The following is a 17,905-nucleotide window of genomic DNA, read 5'->3' as shown; positions in this document are numbered from 1 at the left end:
ATCACGGCTTGGGCGGAGCCGAACTCCCCGATGTCCCGTTGGCCGGCGGCGTCCCGTTCGCCGGCGGCGTGGACGCGGTACCCGCGGGCGGGTTCTTCGCCGCCTGCTCGGCCGCCAGGGCCCGGTCCACGGCCGCCTGAAGGCGCTTCTGCGCCTCGCCGTACTTGGCGAAGTCACCCGCCTTCAGCGCCGCGTCGGCATCCTTGAGAGCCTGGTTGGCCTCGTCCAGCGCCTGCTTGACCGTCGGGTTCTGCGCCGGCGGAGTCGGGGTCCCCGTACCGGGCGGCGTGGTGCCGGTGTTCGGCGGCGTCCCCGTGTTCGGCGGCGTCCCTGTGTTCGGCGGTGTCCCCGTGTTCGGCGGAGCGGGTGTCGCCTCGCCGTTGAAGACCGCCGCCAACGCCTCCGGCAGCGTGTTCTGCAGCGCGATCTTCCCGCCGAACGACACCAGCACCTTCTGCAGCACCGGATACGACCCGGCCGCGTTGGCCTGGAGGTACACCGGTTCCACGTAGAGGATGCCGCCGCCGACCGGAAGACTCAGCAGGTTGCCGAAGACGACCTTCGAGTTGCCGATCTGGAAGACGTTCAACAGCCCGATCACGGACGAGTCGGACTTGAACTGACTCTGCATCAGGTCCGGCCCGTTGATCGCCGTGGCCGAGGGCAGCGTGAGCAGTCTGACCTTGCCGTAGTCCGGCCCCGGTTCCGAGTTGACGGCCATGAACGCCGCGAGGTTCTGCCGCTCCCTCGGCACGAACGTGGTCGTCAGCTGGAACGACTGATTCTTCGCCTGCTGGGCCTGGCCGTCGCCGGGGGCCGGGGGCAACTTCATGGACAGGTAGTACGGCGGCTGGTCGGCGCCGCCGACCCCGGTGCCCGTCGGGTCCTTGGGGACCTTCCAGAAGTCGGAGCCGTTGAAGAACGTCCGCGGGTCCGTCACGTGGTACCGGGTCAGCAGATCGCGCTGCACCTTGAACAGGTCCTGCGGGTAGCGCAGGTGCTCCATCAGCGTGGGCGGAATCGTGGTCTTCTTCTTGACCGTGTTCGGGAAGGCCTTCATCCAGGTCTTGAGGACCGGATCCTTCTCGTCCCACTGGTAGAGCTTGACCGAGCCGTCGTAGGCGTCGACGGTCGCCTTCACCGAATTGCGGATGTAGTTGACGTTGCCGGTGTTGCCCACCGCGCCCCGGGCCCGGTCCTCGGCGTTGAGCGAGTCGGCGGTGGCGGTGCCGAGCGTGGTGCGGGTCGCGTACGGATAGCCGTTGCTGGTCGTGTACGCGTCGACGATCCACTGCACCTTGCCGTCTATCACGGCCGGATACGGGTCACCGTCGATGGTCAGCCACGGCGCGACCGCTTCGACCCGCTCCTTGGGGGTGCGGTTGTACAGGATCCGGGAATCCTTGTTGATCGAGTCGGAGAGCAGGATGTTGCCCTCCTGGAACTTCGTCGCGTACAGCAGCTTGTTGAACGTGCCGCCGATCGGGACGCCGCCCTTGCCCTGATACGTATAGGTCTGCTGACCCGTCGGGCTGTTGTCGAGCGGATAGTCCACCTCGGTCGCCGCGGCCTTCTTGGGGGCCCCGACGATGGAGTACTCGGTCGTCTGCTCGCCGAAGTAGATGCGCGGCTCGTACGGACCGATCGGGCTCGGGCTCGTCTTCTCCTGGGCGTCGGTCCGGATGTCCTTCTCGATGAAGACCGGCTTGCCCTCGGGGTCGCGAGCGGTGCCCTCGGCCGCGACCACGCCGTACCCGTGGGTGTACTTGGTGTGGTCGTTGACCCAGTTGTGGCTCTGGTTGCCCTTCGGGTTCAGCTCGCGCAGGGCGATGACCGTGTCCTGCATCTTGCCGCCGATCATGTAGCGATCGACGTCGAGAGTCGCCGGGAAGGCGTAGTACTGCCGCAGCTGCTGGAGCACGTTGAACGTCGGCGAGACGATGTTCGGGTCGAGCAGCCGGATGCTGGCCGTGGCCGAGGCCTCGTCCTTGAGTTCGGGTCGAGCGTCGACGTTGCCCGCGTACGCCTCGGGCTTGACGTCGTCGATGCCGTACGCGTCCCGCGTCGCCGCGATGTTGCGCTCGATGTACTTGGCTTCCTTGGCCTGCTGGTTCGGCTTGACCTGGAACCGCTCGACGATCGCCGGGTACAGCCCGCCGATGAGCACTGCGGAGAGCACCATCAGGCCGAAGCCGATGATCGGCAGCGCCCACGTGCGGCGGAACACGTTGACGAAGAACAGCGTGGCGCAGATCAGCGCGACGATGAACAGGATCGTCTTCGCCGGCAATACCGCGTGCGCGTCGGTGTACCGCAGGCCGGTGAATTGCGAGGCCTGCTTGAAATCACCGGACGAAACCGCGAGCGAATAGCGGTCCAGCCAGTACGCGATGGCCTTGAACAACACGAAAAGGCCGAGCAGCAGCGAAAGATGCGCCTGTGCGGCGGGGGTGGCCCGCGACCCCGGGCTCTGCACCCGAAGTCCGCCGTAGAGGTAGTGCGTGATCACCGCGAGGACGAGGCCGACGACGACCGCGACGAACGCGAAATTGACCAGGAATCGATAGAACGGCAGATCGAACGCGTAGAACGAGACGTCCTTGTGGAACTGCGGATCCTTGGCGCCGAACGAGACGCCGTTCACGAACTGGAGCCACGTCTTCCACTGCCCCGACGCCGAGGTTCCGGCGATGATGCCGATGATCACCGACAGCGCGATCAGCAGCCAGCTACGGAACGGCGTGATGGCCGAGCGATAGCGGTCGAGGCTCTGCTGTTCGAGCGACATCCCGCGGAACGCGGGACGCAGCCGATAGGCGACGTAGATGTTGGCGCCGACGGCCGCGGCCATGAGCAGACCGAACACCAGGAACAACCCGATGCGCGTCCACAGCTTGGTCGTGAATACGTTTCCGTAGCCGACCGACTTGTACCAGAGCCAATCCGTCCAGAAATTCGCGAACAGCACCCACGCGACAACGATCACCACGAGGATGGCCAGCGTCAGGAGCAGTGTTCTGGACCTGCGGGACGGGGCTCCCAATCTGATCCGACGGCCACCTGAGCCGCCTCGTTCGGGCATCTGAAAAACCAAGGGTGCGCACCTCGATCATTACCTGGACGCGCCCGGTCGGCGCTCGATGGGTCAACTTACCGAGACAGGACGTGGTTCCCCACAGACACGGCCGATACAGGCTCGTGATCCGTCGTGGGGCGGAGACGGGAAGATGGGGGCATGACCGTTGCACTCACCCAGGCCCTCGTCGAGATCGAACGCCACGTGGCGGGGTACGGCTGGGACCAGCAGCCCCGCCTGTACGCGCTCGTGGACACCGGGGAACTGGCCCGTACCGAACCCGACCTCGCCGCGCAGCTCGGCCTGTCCGCCGACCGTGACGCGCCCATCGACACCCTTACGCCGATCGAGCAGGAGGAGATCCCCGAGCACGTCGCGATCGACGAGTTCCTGGCGAGCATCGCCTGGCCGGAAGCCGTGCTCGGCTGCGCGCTCGTGGTCGAGCGGCTGATGTTGCCGCCGTCCGCCGAGGCGAACATGCCCACCGTCGGCAGCGACGAGGAGATCCACGACTGGGTGGCGGCGCACCCGGAGCGCCAGGAGGTGCGACTCGCGGTCGGCGTGCTGCGCGACGGCTCGCGCGAGTCGGCGGTGCGACTGCGGGCCAAGGACGACGACTCCGAGGTGCTCTCCGGCGCGGACCTGGTGCCCGGCCTGGCCGAGGCGCTGCTGGCCACGTTCGGCGACACCGACGAGGAGTAGGGGCCGAGCGGGTCCGCACCGGTCACGCATGACATTCCGTCAAAGTGCCCTGACCGGTGCGGATCGTCGCCAGCGCCTTGAGCGCGTCGTCCAGCGTCTCCACCTGGACGAGGGTCAGACCGCCCGGCCGGGTCTGCGCGGCGGCGGCGCAGTTGGCCTTGGGGGTGAGGAAGTACTTGGCGCCCTGGCGGCGGGCCCCGATGGTCTTCATCTGGATGCCGCCGATCGCGCCGACCTTGCCCGCGTCGTCGATGGTGCCGGTGCCGGCCACGAACTTGCCGCCGGTCAGGTCGCCGGGGCTGAGCTTGTCGACGATGCCGAGCGCGAACATCATCCCGGCGCTGGGGCCGCCGACGTCCTCCAGGTGGATCTCCACCTTGAACGGGAACTTCGGCAGGATGCCCGGGGTGATGCCGACCAGCGCGCGGCCGTCGTCCTCGGCCCTGCCGGTGACCACCTGCACGTCGCGCCTGGTACCGCGGGCGTCGGCCGGGTCCACGGTGAGCGTGACCGACTCGCCGGCCTTGTGCTTGGTGATCGCCCCGGCGACGTCCTCCGTTTTGGTGATCGGCGTGCCGTCCACGGCCAGGATGATGTCGCCGGCGTGCAGCTTGCCGAGCGCGGGCGCGTCCTTGGCCACGGTCGAGACGATCACCTGCTTCTCGATCGGGATGTTCAGGGCGGCGAACGCGGCCACCTTGGCGTGCTCCTGCGAGGAGCTGAACTCCTCGGCGTTCTCCCGCTCGACCTCGGCCGCCGACTTGTCGTCGGGATACAGCGACTTCTTCAGCACCACGTCCGCGTCGCCCTTGACCCAGCCGGCCAGCGCGTCGAGCAGCGGCATGTCGTAGGACTTGTTGGTCACCGACACGGTGGTCATGTTCAGGTGCCCGCTCGTGGGGTACGTCTCGTGGCCGGAGATCTCGATGACCGGCCTGCCGCCCTCGTCGCCGAGCGTGTTGTACGTGGGCCCGGGGCTCAACTCGGCGTAGGGCACCGGCGCGAACAGCACGGCGCAGGCCAGGGCCAGGAGCAGCAGCCCGGAGACGACCAGGGTGGCGGTGCGGCGCGACATGCGCCCGACCCTACGGCACCCGGATTCTTGCGGTGCGGGCCGGGCCGTCACGGGTTGTCGTGGACCGTTCCCGGGAGCGTCGGGTCGGGCGCCTCGACAGTGGGGTCGTGCACGACCGGGGTGGCGGTGCGCACCCGGTCCAGCGCCGCGCTCCACTCCTCGAAGGCGGACATCGAGTCGCGCATGCTCGGCGTACGCAACGCCCGAGCCGTCCACGCGGCCCAGCTCACGGCGATCACGAGCGCGACGCCCGGGATGGCCCACCACCATGCGACAGCCGCCATGACGTACTCCATCGACACGAGAGGGAGGGTGACGGCTTAAATCATATGTATGTGGTGGTGATGGTGCATTTTCGCTGCTCCGAGGCGCCCGGGACACCCGGGAACGGGTGGGGCGAACGGGGCAAATGGGGCGTCGGAGCGGGTGCGTGTGGGGTCAGCAGGCGCCGACCCAGTCCGCGTCGCCGTCCGTGAAGTGCTGGAGCTTCCAGATCGGCACCTCGTGCTTGAGGTCGTCGATCAGTCGGCGGCACGCGGCGAACGCCTCCGCGCGGTGCGGGCAGGCGACCGCGACCACGACCGCCAGGTCGCCGATCGCCAGCCGGCCGACCCGGTGTACCGCCGCCATCGCCAGCACCGGTTGGTCGGCGGCGATCTTCTCCATCACCCGACGCAGCTCGGCCGCGGCCGACGGGTGGGCGGAGTATTCGAGCGCGGTGACCGTGCGCCCGCCGTCGGCGTCACGGACCGTACCGACGAACAGGTCGATGCCACCGGCGGCGGGGTCGCCGACCGCGGCGAAAACCTCGTCGACGGACAACGGCGTGTCGCGGATCTCGGCGATGCGGATGACGTCCATACCGGGCAGTATCGCGCGCCGCGCCACGGACCCGGACACCCCGGTCCCCCGACGGCGCGGGCGACCCCGCGCCGGAGCGGGCCGAAACCCGGTCGCCACCGGGCCGCGCGGCTCAGAACCCCCGGCGCCGGCGGCGCACCTTGCGCACGATCGCGGCCGTGCCGACCAGGGCCACGGTGGCACCGGCCGCGCCGAGCGTGGTGGCGTCCTTGCGGCCGAGCCGGCGGGCCACCAGCGCGTGCCGCCCGGCGACGTCCTCCAGGAGCGCGGCGAACGCCGCCTCGTTGGTCCACGCCGGCCGCCAGCCCGCCGCACGCAGCCGTTCCGCGGAGACCACCCAGCCGTGCATCGTGTAGGCGAGGTCGCCCGCGGGGGCGGGCGTGATGCCGAGGCGGTGCAGCCGTTCGGCGGTGCCCAGGGCGAGCGAGGCGGGCAGCTCCATCCGGCGCATGCCGGACAACTCCTCGATCTCCTCCTGCTCCAGCCAGCCCTCCGAGCCGACCGTGACCACACCCTCGACCCGGCCGAGCGCGGCGAATTCCAGCGCCGAGGCCAGGTCGTCCAGGTGGCAGAACTGCCAGCGGGGCTGCCCGCCGGAGACCACGAGCAGGCGCGGCGCCTCGAAGTGCCTGGTCATCACGCTGTCCGCCTCGGGACCGCCGACCAGCGTCGCCGGTCGCACCACGGTGACCTTGACGTGCGGATGGGCGCGCGGGGTGCGCTCGGCCAGTTCCTCGATCTCCAGCAGATCGCCGACCAGCGAGGCGTCGGCCGTGGCGCGCAGCGGCGCGTCCTCGGTGAGCGGTACGTCGTTGTCCGGCAGCGCGCCGTAGACCATCGCCGAGGTGCACAACACCACGCGCGGCACCCGGGCCGCGGCGGCGGCGGTCAGCACGGTCTGGGTTCCGCGCACGTTGCGCGCGCCCCGGGACCTGGGCTCGGAGTCGAGCGACATGTCGAGCGCGAGGTGCACCACCACGTCCACGCCCTCCAGCCGACCGGCCAGCGCGGGGTCGCGGACGTCCATGATCCGCCACTGCGCGCCGGGGATCTCGCCGCGCCGCTCGTCGATCGCGATCAGACGTTTGACCTGGTCGTTCGCGGCCAGGAGCGAGGCGACGCGATGACCGAGCCCGGCGGCGGCGCCGGTGACCGCGACGACCGGGCGCACCCGGGGCACACTGGTGGCCGAGGGCTGGTCCTCGGGCCGGCCCGAGGACTGGGGATCGCTCTCCGGAGCGGTCTGCGCGGCATCGGTTCCGGTGCCTTCGCTCGTGCTCTCCCGCCCGCTCCGCCCAGAGCGAACGCGTGGGGGCTGGGAACTCACTGGCGGTCTCCCGTGGTTAGTTTGGTACGAGCGGTTCGTCAAGAAAGGTACGCGCGACTGCTTGCCTTTCCTGTCAGTGTCCGCGATCCATCCTGCCGGAGGTGTTGTTGTGATCTTCACGCCAGGCGCGTTTCGGCGCCTGCGCGGTGTCGTCTCCGGCCGGGGCGGCGGGCGGCTCGAGCGAGACGAGGTAACCGTGAGTCGGCATCGAATGGTCGGGCCCGAGGGCGCCGCACACATGGAAAACGTAGAGGGGCCCCACCATGGCTGACTTCCCGTTCGGCTTCGGCAAGCCCTCGGGCGACGACGATCCCGACCGCCCCGGCGGCGGGTCCGGTGGTTCGAATCCGAACGACCCCTTCGGGTTCGGTGCCGCCGGCGGTGACCCGAACAACCCGTTCGGCGCGCTTTTCGGACAGATGAATCAGGCCGATCTCGGCGCGGCCTTCCAGCAGCTGGGCAAGCTCCTCTCCTACGAGGGCGGGCCGGTCAACTGGGACCTGGCCCGCGACATCGCCCGGCAGACGGTGGCGCAGCAGGGCGACGCGTCGATCGGCGCGGTGGAGCGCTCGGGCGTCGAGGAGGCGGTGCGGCTCGCCGAGCTGTGGCTGGACGAGGCCACGTCGCTGCCGTCCGGTGTGAGCACCACCGCGGCCTGGAGTCGTTCCGAGTGGATCGAGGCGACGCTGCCCCAGTGGCGCGCGCTGGTCGAGCCGCTGGCGACCCGGGTGGTCGCGGCCATGGGCGAGATGATGCCCGACGAGATGCAGAGCATGGCCGGGCCGCTGCTCGGCATGATGCGCGGCATGGGCGGCGCGATGTTCGGCGCCCAGGTGGGCCAGGCGCTCGGCGCGCTGGCCGGCGAGGTGGTCGGCTCGACCGACGTCGGGCTGCCGATCGGTCCGGCGGGCAAGGCGGCGCTGCTGCCGGCCAACCTGACCGCGTTCGGCGAGGGCCTGTCCCTGCCCCAGGAGGAGGTGCGGCTCTACCTGGCCCTGCGCGAGGCCGCGCACCAGCGCCTGTTCGTGCACGTGCCGTGGTTGCGGCAACACCTGTTCGGCGCCGTAGAGGCGTATGCCCGAGGCATCAAGGTGGACATGAGCCGCCTGGAGGAGGCCGCGGGTCGGATCGACCCGAGCAACCCCGAGGCGCTGCAGGAGGCATTCTCGCAGGGGCTGTTCGAGCCCGAGGAGACCCCGGAGCAAAAGACCGCGCTGTCCAGGCTGGAGACGGCCCTCGCACTGGTGGAGGGCTGGGTCGACGCGGTCGTGCACAGCGCGGCGGCGCCGCGGCTGCCCTCGGCGGGCGCGCTGCGCGAGACGCTGCGTCGGCGGCGGGCCACGGGCGGTCCGGCCGAGCAGACCTTCGCCACGCTGGTGGGCCTGGAGTTGCGCCCGCGCCGACTGCGCGACGCGGCCCGGTTGTGGGCCTCGCTGGCCGACGCGCGCGGCGTGGACGGGCGCGACGCGGTGTGGCAGCACCCCGATCTGCTACCGACCGCGGCCGACCTGGACGACCCCGACGGCTTCGTGCACCACGCCGAGCTGGACCTGTCCGGTCTCGACGCCGAGTTGGACGCGGACCTGGACTCGCTGGAGTCGAAGGGCAAGGCGAAGGGCGAGGCGAAAGCCGACGACGCCGAGCGTGAGGCGAACGGCGACGACGACAAGCCGAAGGGCACCGACGGCGACAAGGGTCCCGCCGCGTGAGCCTTCGGGTCGCGACGGTCGACGCGTTGTCCGCGTGGCACGCGCCCGACGATCGTGTCGACGGGCTGCGCCGGGCCTACCTGGAGCATCTGGCCAGGTACGACGACGGCATGCTCAAGGGCTGCCGCGCCGGGCACGTGACGGCGAGTGCGCTGATCGTGGATGCCGCCGGCGGTCGGGTGCTGCTCACCCTGCACGCGAAGATCCTCCGGTGGTTGCAGACCGGCGGGCACTGCGAACCGGGTGACCGCACACCGGCCGAGGCGGCGCTGCGCGAGGCCCACGAGGAGTCCGGGATCGCCGGTCTGACCCTGCTCGCCGACGGCGCGCCGGTCTACCTCGACCGGCACGACACACCGTGCGCGGTGCACTTGGACGTGCAGTACGCGGCGCTGGCCCCGCCCGGCGCGATCGAGGTGATCAGCGAGGAGTCGCTGGACCTGCGCTGGTTCGCGTTCGACGCGCTGCCGGCCGACACCGACGACTCGGTCCGCGCGCTGGTGAACCGGGCCCGCGCCCTGGTCTGAGGTCCGCGCTCCGCGCGGCGACACGAGAAATCCACGAGGACACGCCGAGGGGCGCCCGACCGGTGATCGGTCGGGCGCCCCTCGGCGTCGCTGTTCCCCGGTTTCCCGGGCCCGGGTGCTACTGGCCCCAGGTGTTGCCGCGGACCCCGCCGTCCTGGCCGAGACCGCGGTTGGCGAGGTAGCCGCCGGGCTGGATGAACTCGACCGGCGGGAGCAGTTCGCTGGGCTGGACCACCACGTAGCCCTCGCCCATGAAGGCCATGTTCCAGCCCTCGCCGGTGCCCCGGCGGCGGCGGTAGATCCGGGCCGAGTTCGTCTGCGCCTGCATGCTGATCTGCAACCGGCTGCTCCACGCGATCACGGCGTCGGCGTCCGCGAACACCTCGGCGCCGTGGCTGACCCGCATGATCAGCGGCTTGCCCGAGGTCATCAGCGCGATCTTGCCGTTGCCGCTGATGTCGAGGTTGTACGACCCGGCGCCGGCGACCGACTGGGCGCTCTCGATGGCGACCACGTTCCAGCTCAGCGTGCTGTCCAGGGCCAATACGTACTGCCCGTCCACGCTCAGTCCCTCGAAGTCGAGGTCGAGCACGTGGATCGACTGGGCCATGTTGGCCAGCCACATGGTGCCGGTGCCCTGCGCGCGCATCAGCTGGAGCTGTTCGCCGGTGGCCGCGGCGGCCTGCTGTTCGGCGCCGCTGCGCAGGTTTCCGTCGAAGTCGATCGCGCCCTGGTAGGCCACCATCGAGCCGACCCGGGCCAGGCAGTGGTCCGGGTGCCCGTTGCCGAGCTGGACCTTGAGCATGTGCTCGTTCTGCAAGCTGTACCGCTCGGGGTTGTGTACCGGCGCGTGGCCGAAAAGCGAGCTCTGCACGGTGTTCCTCCTTGGCTCGCGGTCAGCCGCGCACGTGGAAACGGTCGGTGGCGTCCTCGGCCGGTTGCACGACGACGAAGCCGTTGCCCTTGAAGGACACCTGCATCGCCTCGCCGGAACCGCGCCCGACGATGCCGCCGAGGCGCATCGAGCGTTTGGTGCCGACCTTGAGGCTGGTGCTCCAGGCGACCAGCGCGTCGGGGTCGACGTAGGTCTCGCGCTCGGCCGGGTTGAGCACCACCGGGGTGCCGCGCGTGGTGATCGCCACCCAGCCCTGACCGGACAGCTCCATGTTGAACAGGCCGTTGCCGCTGAACTTCGCGGTGACCCCGCTCACCATCTTGATCCGGTGTTCCAGGTTCTCGTCGAACGCGAGGATGTTGCTCGCGTTGACCGACAGGCCCTCACCCGGGTTGAGCTGCATGATGGCCACGTCGGCGCCGTAGTCGGCGAAGTAGATGTCGCCCTGTCCGGTGCACCGCATCAACTGCATACGTTCGCCGGTGATCCCGCCGGTCACCCGGCGCTGCATGCCCTGGCCGTAGCCCTCGAAGGTGATGTAGCCCTCGTAGGCGATCATCGAGCCCTGCTTGGCCAGCACACCGGGTGCGCCGGGTTGGATGTTGGCCCGGCAGATCTTGTGGCCGTGCGCGCTCATCCGCGCCTGGGGGGCGGTCTGCCCGTACGCGGCGATCAGTTGCTGATCCATGTTCCCCTCACACCTCGTAGGGCTGGACGACGATGAAGTTGTTGGCCTGCGGCGGGCAGCGGAACTGCAGGTTGACCGTCTCGCCGCTGTGCCCGGGGAACGCGGTACGGCGCAGCCGCATCTGGGTCGTGGTGGAGACCTGCATCTGGGTACCGGTCCAGGCCACGATCGCGTTGCTGTCCGCGAAGGTCGGCCCCTGCACCGGCAACACCAGCGGGATGCCCCTGGTCTTGATCACGACCGTGCCCTGACCGGTGAAGGTCTGCGCGAACAGCGCGCCGCCGGGGATGCCCACGCCCTCGACGCGGGCCGGCTCCAGGGTCAGCCCCTCGTCGAACGCGAGCACGTTGGCCACGTTGACGAACAGCTTGTTGCCCTGGAGTTCGACCAGGTGCAGGTGCGCGGCGTCCTCGGCGAGGAACACCTCGCCGCTGCCCTCGCAGCGCATCAGTTCGAGCGACTGGCCGGTCTGCCGGTTGTCGAACCGGTTGCGCAGGCTCTGCCCCTGGAACTTGAACTTCACGTCGCCCTGGTAGGCCACCATGACGCCCTGGCGGGCGATCACCTTGCCGCCGGAGACGTCGACGCGGACCATCTTGGGGTTCTGCTGGCTCCAGCGACCGCCGGCGGGCACCTCGCGGTACTGGTCGATGCCGTACTGGAAGGCGGGCTCGGGCGTCGCGACGCCGACGCCCTGCATGCCGGGACCGGGGGGCATGCCCTGGCCGGGGGGCGGTCCGCCCGGGCCGCCGGGGACCGGCATCTGGAGCGTGGGCTGCATCTGGCCGGGCTGCCCCTGGCCGGGGTAGCCGCCGGGTCCGGGCGGGCCGGGCGGCGGGTACCCCCCGGGGCCGGGCGGCGGCGGGTAACCACCGGGCTGACCCGTGCCGGGAGGCGCGGGCGGCGCCATGTGCCCCTGGTGCGGCGTCTGGTTCGGGTTCGGGTAGCCGCCGGGACCGGGCGGGGGCGGGTAGCCTCCCGGCGCGCCGTGCGGCGGCGTGCCCGGGCCCTGCTGGTACTGCGGCGGGCCGGGCGGCGGCGGGTAGCCGCCGGGGGCACCGTGCGGCGGGGTGCCGCCGTAGTGGGGCGGGCCGTCGTGGCCGGGCGGCGGACCGCCGTGCGGCATCGCGCCGACCGGCTGGGGCGCGCCGGGCGGCGGCCCGAAATTCGGCGTGGGCGCGGGCGGGGGTGGCGGCGGGCCACCACCGGGCGGGCCGAAGGACGGCGGCGATTGGTGCTGCTGCGGCGGCACGCCGGCGCCGGGCGGGGCGAATCCGGGTGCTCCGCCGGGCGGCACCGGCGCGGGCGCGGACGCCTGCTCCGGCTCGTCCTCGGCGACCTCGCCGCCGAAGTTCTCCAGGAGCGCGCGCAGTCCGCCGTCGAAGCCCTGGCCGACGGCGGAGATCCGCCAGACGTCCTTCTTGTAGATGTCGGCGATCATCACCGCGCGCTCGGTGCTGAACTCGCGCCCGGTGAACGAGTAGCGCGCGACCTCTTGGCCGCCCGCCACGATCCGCAGATAGCCGGACCCGACCTGGGACATCACCCCGTCGCCGTCGATCGTCGCGGTGAACGCGAGCTTGTTGACGTGCGGCGGGACCCGATCGAGGGTCACCCGGAAGGACTCGGTGTCGCCGGCCTGCGCGCCGAGGAGTTGGATCGACGCCTCGGGCGACTTGGGCTGGTTGAAGAAGACGAAGTACCGATCGTCGGACAGCCGCTCGCCCGCGTCCAACCCGAAGCACGCGATGTCGAACGTCAGCCCGGGGGCATCCAACCGCACCCCGACATACAGATCGGTCCCCGCGGTCAGGTCGGACAGCTTCGACTTCTGTCCCTTCCTGAACTCGACCACTGTGTGGCTCCCTTCCCCGCTTTTCCGCCGCCGGCGGTGCGGGCGCCCACCACCTGGGTCCCCGCCGCGCTCGGCACGCTACAACATCGGCTGCGCCCCGGTCGGGGTACGGCTGCGCGCCGGGGCGGGCCGCTCGTGCCCCCCGGCGGGCACATGTCCGCGACCGCTCCGTCCGCGTACGCGCCTCACGCTATACGCCCGAATCCGGCGCCGCGACGACTGTGCCGAGCCGGATCCCGGTCAGCCGCGAGGCTTGCGGGCGGCCCGATCGCGCGTTGTCCCCGCCCGGGTACCGTCCGCAGCGGCGGTGCCCTTGCGGGCGCCGCGCGCGCCGGCCGCGGGGGCGCGCCCCCGGGTCGGCGCCGGTGGTTCGGCCCCGGTCCGCGGCGGCTCGACGGCGGCCGGATCGGTGTCGGCCTCGTCGCTCATCGCCAGCCCGCTCGCGGTCGCGACGCCCTCCAGATATCCCCGTGCGCGTTCGGTGCGCGGATATGCGGCGAGCAGCGTCCAAAAACGCGGTCCGTGTCCGGGCACCAGCAAATGCGCCAACTCGTGCAGCAATACATAGTCGACGACATAGGTCGGCATACCGCGCAGGCGGGTGGAGAGCCGGATGGTGCCGTCGACCGGTGTGCACGAACCCCAGCGGGTGTTCTGGTTGCCCACCCAGCGCACGCTCGCGGGCTCGGCCCGGCCGTCGAGATAGCGGGCGGACAACTCCCGGGCGCGCACGGCCAGGTCCTCGTCGCTGGGGCGTCGGCGGCGCTCCTGGGCGGCCAAGCGCTCCAGCATCACGCCGACCCAGCGTTTCTCCTCGGTCTGCGTCATGCGGCCGGGCAGCAGGACCACGGTTCGGTCCCCGTCCCGGTACGCCGATACGGTTCGTTTCCGTCGGGCGCTGCGACGCACCTCGACGGCACCCTGGTACGGGGCTCCGGACAGCATGTCGTGTCCGACCCCGGGATCCGCGACCACATCCAGGACGTTAACCGACGGCACCGACAGGGCGCGCCCGCTTCGGGCCGGCGGGGGATATTCCGCATCGCTTTTCGCGGGCATATTCGCGGGTATAAGCACTATTCGCGCGATAGCTCCCATTCCATTGTTCTGTGCCTAATATTTCCAAATAGCATATTCATACGCGGGCTGTGGACAACGAAATACCCGGTCCGGTCCCCGGCGGGCACGCTGGGGCCGGTCGAGCCCGGTGCGTCGGGCCTCGGTCGTCGCTGTTCGTCCGCGCGTACCGTCCCCTCGGAGGCCGCCCATGCGTCCGCTGCTCAAGCCCGCCCTGCGCCGGCTGTGGCGCGATCGACAGACCCTGCAACTGGGCCTGGACCCGGCTCGGGCGGTGCTGCTGGGCGGGCTCGACCCGGTCACCACCCGCTTCGTGGAACACCTGGACGGCACCCGGGACCTGGCCCGGACCTACGAACTCGCCGACCGCGTCGGCCTGCCCCGTGCCCGGGCCGCGGCGGTGCTCGACCTGCTCGCCCGGGAGGACGTGCTCGAGGACGCGTCCGGGCGGCCCACCCCGGTGCCGGCGCTGCCGCACGAGCGGGCCCGACTCGGCCCGGACCTGACCTCGTTGGCCCTGGTGCACGGCAGCGGCGGCGCGGGCCTGGCCGCGCTGGACCGGCGCTCGCGGGCGGTGGTGGCGGTGCACGGCGCCGGTCGGGTGGGCGCGGCGGTGGCCGGGCTGCTCGCCGCCGCCGGCATCGGGCACGTGGTGCCCGCGGATCGCCGACCGGTGCGGGCGGGCGATGCGGGGCCGGTGGCCTACGGCTGGGACGCGGAGCGGCCGCGCCGGGAGACCACCGTGCGGGCCGCGCTGCGCCGGTTGGCTCCGGGGGTGCGCTGCGCGCTGCCCGCCGGACGGGGCACGCCCGACGTCGCGGTGCTGGTCCCGGAGGGCCGTCCGGATCCGGCCCCCGGCGCCCGGCTGATCCGACAGCGGGTGCCGCACCTGTACGCCGACATCCGCGAGACCACGGGGGTGATCGGGCCGTTCGTCCTGGTCGGCCGCTCGGCCTGCGGTCGGTGTCTGGACCTGGCCCGCAGCGACCGGGATCCGGGTTGGCCGCGCCTGCTCGCCCAACTCGCGGCCGCGCCCGGTCCGGGCGAGCCGCCGTGCGACGTGGTGCTGGCCACCGAGGTCGCCGCCCGGGCCGCGCTCCAGGTGCTCACCTTCCTCGACGGCGGGCTGCCCACCACCGTGGACGGGACTGTGGAGATCGAGCTGCCCGACGGGCTGACCCGGCGCCGGAGCTGGGCGCCGCACGCGCGCTGCGACTGCGGCGCCACCCGCCCGGCGCAAGACGTGGGCCCCATCACACATGCCGCGCCGCCGAGTCGGACACAATGGGTCGCGTGAGCGATCTTCCGCGCAGGGCCGTCACCCGCACCGCCAAGCTCGCGTCCCTCCCGCTGGGGGTGGCCGGTCGGGCGACACTGGGCCTGGGCAGGCGCATCGGCGGCAGACCGGCCGAGATCGTCGCGGCGGAGCTGCAGGCGCGCACCGCGCAACAACTCTTCAAGGTGCTCGGGGAGTTGAAGGGCGGCGCGATGAAACTCGGGCAGGCCCTGTCGGTGTTCGAGGCGGCGCTGCCCGAGGAGGTGGCCGGGCCCTATCGCTCGGCCCTGACCAAACTTCAGGACGCGGCGCCGCCGATGCCCGCGCGCACCGTGCACAAGGCGCTCGCGGACAACCTCGGCGACGACTGGCGCACGTTGTTCGAGGAGTTCTCCGAGACGCCCGCGGCCGCCGCCTCGATCGGCCAGGTGCACCGGGCGGTCTGGCACGACGGCCGCACGGTCGCGGTCAAGATCCAATACCCCGGAGCCGGCGACGCGCTGATCTCCGACCTCAACCAGCTCGGTCACGTGGCCCGTTTCGCCGGCGCACTGATCCCGGGCATCGACGTCAAGCCGCTGATCGCCGAACTCAAGGCCCGGGTGGCCGAGGAGCTCGACTACCAGCTGGAGGCGGAGGCGCAGACCGCGCACGCCGTGGAGTTCGACGGCGACCCCGACATCTTCGTGCCGCACGTGGTGCACCAGACCGAACGGGTGCTGATCACCGAGTGGATGGACGGCACACCGCTGTCCAAGGTGATCGACAAGGGCACCCGGGAGGAGCGCGACCGGGCCGGGCACATGCTCACCCGCTTCCTGTTCTCCGGTCCGGCCCGCACCGGCATGCTGCACGCCGACTCGCACCCGGGCAACTTCCGGCTGCTGGCCGACGGGCGCCTGGGCGTGTTGGACTTCGGCACGGTCAACCGGTTGCCCGAGGGGCTGCCCGAGCCGATCGGCCGGGCCTTTCGGCTCGCGCTCGACGGCGACGCGGACAGCGTCATGCAGGTGTTGCGCACCGAGGGCTTCGTCAAGCCGTCGATCAAGCTGGACGCCGGCGAGGTGCTGGACTACCTGCTGCCGTTCCTGGAACCGGCCGAGGTCGAGGAGTTCACCTTCACCCGGGCCTGGATGCGCGAACAGGGCGCGCGGATCGGCGACCCGCGCAATCCCGCCTCCGCGCTGGCCCGCCAGCTCAACCTGCCGCCGAGCTATCTGCTGATCCATCGGGTCACGCTGAGCACCATCGGCGTGCTGTGTCAGCTGGGCGCCACCGCCCCCTTCCGCGAGGAACTGGCCACCTGGCTGCCCGGCTTCGAAGACGACTACGAGGCCGAGGAGTTCGACTTCTCCCTCGAGGCGATCGAGGAGTTCGAGGACATCGAGGAGATCGAGGACGACCCGGCCGACGCACCGGCCCCGAAGAACGCGACGGGCGACGCGGACACCGCCGGCCGTTAGGCACCGTCCGGCCGGTCGACCCCGGCGCCGATCCGCGCGAACGCCGAAGGGCGGGCGCCCCCTTGGTGGGGTGCCCGCCCTTCGGCGTTCGTGCGAACCGGCTCGACTACATCACCGCGATGGCCAGCGCCCGGCGCGCCCGCATGGAGGCGACCTCGGCCCGACGACGCATCCTGCGCGCCATCCGGACGTGGTACGCCCTGCGTTGGAGCTCCGCCTCGCGGAGCTCCTGATCCATCCGAGCCCTCGCCAGGGCTTCGTTGATCAGATGCAACTCCCGGCTCCTGTCCATGGGAAGAACTGCGTTCGTGTCGTGAATGTGCTTCATGGGTTCCTGCGCGTACGCGCGATCTCTGGTCCTGGTACGTCGGGGTCCCGCCGGGGGGGTCACGCGGCGACCTCCGTCTTGCGCGGACGGCCACGGGGACGCTTGCGGGCGACGACGACGCCCTGCACGAAGAGCTCGCCGCCCCACACGCCCCAGGGCTCGCGGCGCTCGAGCGCGCCCTGCAGGCACATCTCGCGCACCGGGCACTCGCGGCACAGGGCCTTCGCGTACTCGACGTCCTCCGGGGACTCGGCGAAGAAGACCTCGGGGTCGTAGGAACGGCAGGGGATCGTGGACTCGAGCTGCTCGACGTCCTCGAAACCGGTGAGGGTCATCAGGTCTACCTCCGATGTCGCTGTGGCTGTACTGCCGGGTGCGGGGGGTTTGCCGTGGGGCACGTGGTGCTCCTGTGATTCGTGGGACTCGCGTCCCCGGTGGTCGCTACTCGGTTTTTGCTGACAGCCGACAAAAGACAAGGGCCGCGGATCCCGGTGTTCGGGATTCCGCGGCCCTGGAGGGTGCCGACCTGACGTCTCGTCAGGTCCTGTTCCTCCAGGACGGATACCCGTTGTTCCCGGCAAAACCGGCCATGGTCATGCCACTGGCCCGCTGCGATTCCTGCTTCTGCGCCTGCTCGCAAGCCGCCGCGCTCGACGGTCGCTCGTCGCGACGCGCCTTCGCTGCCTGCTCGCCTTGCCACGGACCCTCGGCGCTGTCCGCCAGACCGACGAGTCCTGAGGCACCCGCTGCTGCGGACACACCACTGCCGTTGCCGCGCAGTCGCGCGGAGGCGGTGATCAGGGCATCGGTCCCGGCATAGGACGTCACCACGGGGAGCCCGGCCAGGCCGGACGTGGACACGGAGAGATCGGCATGCGACAGCTTGGCGGAGCCCACCGACACCACGACCGGAGTGACGGCGAACGCCTGACGCTGGGCTTTCAGGTTCCTGGTAATCACGACGTTCACCTCCTTCCGAGAGGGTTTCGGGGCAACACCGCAGGGGTGCTTCCAGGTTTCATGGACGAGCACGGTCGAACGTTCCG

General features: G+C 71.1%; 16 protein-coding genes and 1 pseudogene. 5 read left to right on the top strand and 12 right to left on the bottom strand.

The features are described 5' to 3' along the window. Nucleotide 1: 1 nt before the first annotated feature. Complete coding sequence (locus ACFXKZ_RS00200) at nucleotides 2-3,082, bottom strand: UPF0182 family protein (protein WP_379994745.1); 3,081 nt, start codon at nucleotides 3,080-3,082, stop codon at nucleotides 2-4. 153 nt (nucleotides 3,083-3,235) lie between these two features. Between ACFXKZ_RS00200 and ACFXKZ_RS00195 the strand changes: the two genes are divergently transcribed. After that, nucleotides 3,236-3,778 (top strand): PPA1309 family protein, encoded by a 543-nt coding sequence (locus tag ACFXKZ_RS00195; protein ID WP_379994743.1) that lies wholly within the window; start codon nucleotides 3,236-3,238, stop codon nucleotides 3,776-3,778. A gap of 22 nt (nucleotides 3,779-3,800) precedes the next feature. Here the strand turns inward: ACFXKZ_RS00195 and ACFXKZ_RS00190 are convergent, their stop codons facing one another. The 4 genes from ACFXKZ_RS00190 to ACFXKZ_RS00175 all read right to left on the bottom strand — a co-directional run bounded on the left by ACFXKZ_RS00190 (nucleotide 3,801) and on the right by ACFXKZ_RS00175 (nucleotide 6,894). Further along, nucleotides 3,801-4,853 carry a PDZ domain-containing protein gene (locus tag ACFXKZ_RS00190; RefSeq protein ID WP_379994741.1) on the bottom strand — a complete coding sequence of 351 codons (1,053 nt, stop codon included), beginning with the start codon at nucleotides 4,851-4,853 and terminating at the stop codon, nucleotides 3,801-3,803. A gap of 47 nt (nucleotides 4,854-4,900) precedes the next feature. Further along, nucleotides 4,901-5,137, bottom strand: a complete 237-nt coding sequence (locus tag ACFXKZ_RS00185) for a hypothetical protein (protein WP_379994739.1) — start codon at nucleotides 5,135-5,137, stop codon at nucleotides 4,901-4,903. Nucleotides 5,138-5,291: 154 nt separating this feature from the next. Further along, on the bottom strand, nucleotides 5,292-5,714 hold the full coding sequence (locus ACFXKZ_RS00180; RefSeq protein ID WP_379994737.1) for a molybdenum cofactor biosynthesis protein MoaE: 423 nt from the start codon (nucleotides 5,712-5,714) through the stop codon (nucleotides 5,292-5,294). Nucleotides 5,715-5,826: 112 nt separating this feature from the next. After that, entirely contained in the window at nucleotides 5,827-6,894 is a 1,068-nt protein-coding gene (locus tag ACFXKZ_RS00175; RefSeq protein WP_379997230.1) for an NAD-dependent epimerase/dehydratase family protein, read from the bottom strand. 410 nt (nucleotides 6,895-7,304) lie between these two features. Between ACFXKZ_RS00175 and ACFXKZ_RS00170 the strand changes: the two genes are divergently transcribed. Then, nucleotides 7,305-8,750 carry a zinc-dependent metalloprotease gene (locus ACFXKZ_RS00170; RefSeq protein WP_379994735.1) on the top strand — a complete coding sequence of 482 codons (1,446 nt, stop codon included), beginning with the start codon at nucleotides 7,305-7,307 and terminating at the stop codon, nucleotides 8,748-8,750. Continuing rightward, on the top strand, nucleotides 8,747-9,277 hold the full coding sequence (locus tag ACFXKZ_RS00165; RefSeq protein WP_379994733.1) for an NUDIX hydrolase: 531 nt from the start codon (nucleotides 8,747-8,749) through the stop codon (nucleotides 9,275-9,277). The genes ACFXKZ_RS00170 and ACFXKZ_RS00165 overlap by 4 nt, the downstream gene beginning before the upstream one ends. Before the next feature lie 118 nt (nucleotides 9,278-9,395). On the opposite strand, the gene ACFXKZ_RS00160 is transcribed toward ACFXKZ_RS00165, so the two are convergent. The 4 genes and pseudogenes from ACFXKZ_RS00160 to ACFXKZ_RS00145 all read right to left on the bottom strand — a co-directional run. Next, nucleotides 9,396-10,151 carry an AIM24 family protein gene (locus tag ACFXKZ_RS00160; RefSeq protein ID WP_379994731.1) on the bottom strand — a complete coding sequence of 252 codons (756 nt, stop codon included), beginning with the start codon at nucleotides 10,149-10,151 and terminating at the stop codon, nucleotides 9,396-9,398. 22 nt (nucleotides 10,152-10,173) lie between these two features. Continuing rightward, complete coding sequence (locus ACFXKZ_RS00155; RefSeq protein ID WP_379994729.1) at nucleotides 10,174-10,860, bottom strand: AIM24 family protein; 687 nt, start codon at nucleotides 10,858-10,860, stop codon at nucleotides 10,174-10,176. Nucleotides 10,861-10,867: 7 nt separating this feature from the next. After that, on the bottom strand, nucleotides 10,868-12,715 hold the full coding sequence (locus ACFXKZ_RS00150; RefSeq protein ID WP_379994727.1) for a TerD family protein: 1,848 nt from the start codon (nucleotides 12,713-12,715) through the stop codon (nucleotides 10,868-10,870). A gap of 432 nt (nucleotides 12,716-13,147) precedes the next feature. Beyond that, nucleotides 13,148-13,660 (bottom strand): annotated as a pseudogene (locus ACFXKZ_RS00145) (M48 family metallopeptidase); the annotation flags it as partial. A 322-nt stretch (nucleotides 13,661-13,982) separates the two neighbouring features. On the opposite strand from ACFXKZ_RS00145, the gene ACFXKZ_RS00140 reads away from it, so the two are divergent. Together ACFXKZ_RS00140 and ACFXKZ_RS00135 are read left to right on the top strand one after the other, a co-directional pair. Further along, entirely contained in the window at nucleotides 13,983-15,089 is a 1,107-nt protein-coding gene (locus ACFXKZ_RS00140; RefSeq protein WP_379994725.1) for a ThiF family adenylyltransferase, read from the top strand. Further along, nucleotides 15,086-16,531: an ABC1 kinase family protein gene (locus ACFXKZ_RS00135; RefSeq protein WP_379994723.1), complete on the top strand. Its 1,446-nt coding sequence runs from the start codon at nucleotides 15,086-15,088 to the stop codon at nucleotides 16,529-16,531. Before ACFXKZ_RS00140 ends, ACFXKZ_RS00135 begins: the two co-directional genes overlap by 4 nt. A gap of 106 nt (nucleotides 16,532-16,637) precedes the next feature. On the opposite strand, the gene ACFXKZ_RS00130 is transcribed toward ACFXKZ_RS00135, so the two are convergent. The 3 genes from ACFXKZ_RS00130 to ACFXKZ_RS00120 form a co-directional block, all read right to left on the bottom strand. Next, nucleotides 16,638-16,859, bottom strand: a complete 222-nt coding sequence (locus tag ACFXKZ_RS00130; RefSeq protein WP_078975532.1) for a hypothetical protein — start codon at nucleotides 16,857-16,859, stop codon at nucleotides 16,638-16,640. 59 nt (nucleotides 16,860-16,918) lie between these two features. Beyond that, the gene (locus tag ACFXKZ_RS00125) at nucleotides 16,919-17,194 is read right to left on the bottom strand and encodes a WhiB family transcriptional regulator (protein ID WP_101897040.1); all 276 of its coding nucleotides are present in this window, start codon (nucleotides 17,192-17,194) and stop codon (nucleotides 16,919-16,921) included. 202 nt (nucleotides 17,195-17,396) lie between these two features. Next, nucleotides 17,397-17,819 carry a hypothetical protein gene (locus tag ACFXKZ_RS00120; RefSeq protein WP_379994720.1) on the bottom strand — a complete coding sequence of 141 codons (423 nt, stop codon included), beginning with the start codon at nucleotides 17,817-17,819 and terminating at the stop codon, nucleotides 17,397-17,399. Nucleotides 17,820-17,905: the final 86 nt, after the last annotated feature.

The sequence above is a fragment of the Embleya sp. NPDC059237 genome, from assembly GCF_042754105.1.
GTDB lineage: Bacteria > Actinomycetota > Actinomycetes > Streptomycetales > Streptomycetaceae > Embleya.
Note: the sequence above shows the minus strand (reverse complement) of the source record. Positions and strands in the feature narration are given on the sequence as shown.